Here is a 709-nt window from a genome sequence, read left to right on the forward strand (position 1 = left end):
GGCGAGACGTCACCACGCGCGGCCCGCGGCGCCCGGGATCGCCGGGGAAATCGCGGACGGAGATACGGCTGCCCGCGGCGACGTCGGACTGGCCGGCGCCCGGGATCGCGGTCCCTGTGGGCGGCCGTCCGGGAACCGGGGCGGTCGGGGTCATGGCGCGAGGATAACCCCGTCGGTGGCGGCCGGGTCGCACCGGTGTGGGCGGGTCGCGGCCCACCCGGACAGTCCGCGGGGCTACGCTGGGGCCTCGTGAGTGAGAACCGTCGTTGCTGCCGCCCGGGATGCCCCAACCGTGCGGTCGCCACTCTCACCTACGTGTACGCGGACTCCACGGCCGTCATCGGGCCACTGCCCGCGGTCCAGGAGCCGCACGCCTGGGACCTCTGCGCCGTGCACGCACTGCGCATCACCGCCCCCCGCGGCTGGGACCTCGTGCGTCATCCGGACCTCGACACCTCGGCCGAGGACTCCGATCTCACGGCCCTCCTGGACGCCGTCACCGGCGGCCCCGTCGGAGGGCGGCGGGCCGGGGCGGCACTGGTCGACGCCGATCGCCTGCGCCGACTCGGGGTCTCTGATCCCGAGCCCGCGCTGGACCGCGCGCTGGCCGGCAGCGACCCGCTCCCGGACCTCGGGCCGCCAACCGGTTCAGGGCGCCCCCACCTGCGGGTGGTCCCCGACGTGTCCGCTGCCCGGGAGCACGAGGCCG

Annotated in this window: 1 protein-coding gene; it reads left to right on the forward strand. The window is 76.6% G+C overall.

Annotated elements, in window-relative coordinates:
- Positions 1-249: 249 nt before the first annotated feature.
- On the forward strand, positions 250-709 hold a 460-nt coding region (locus tag HMPREF3086_RS03550; protein WP_070720188.1), incomplete at its 3' end, for a DUF3499 domain-containing protein.

It is taken from the genome of Dietzia sp. HMSC21D01 (assembly GCF_001815995.1).
GTDB classification, from domain to species: domain Bacteria; phylum Actinomycetota; class Actinomycetes; order Mycobacteriales; family Mycobacteriaceae; genus Dietzia; species Dietzia cinnamea.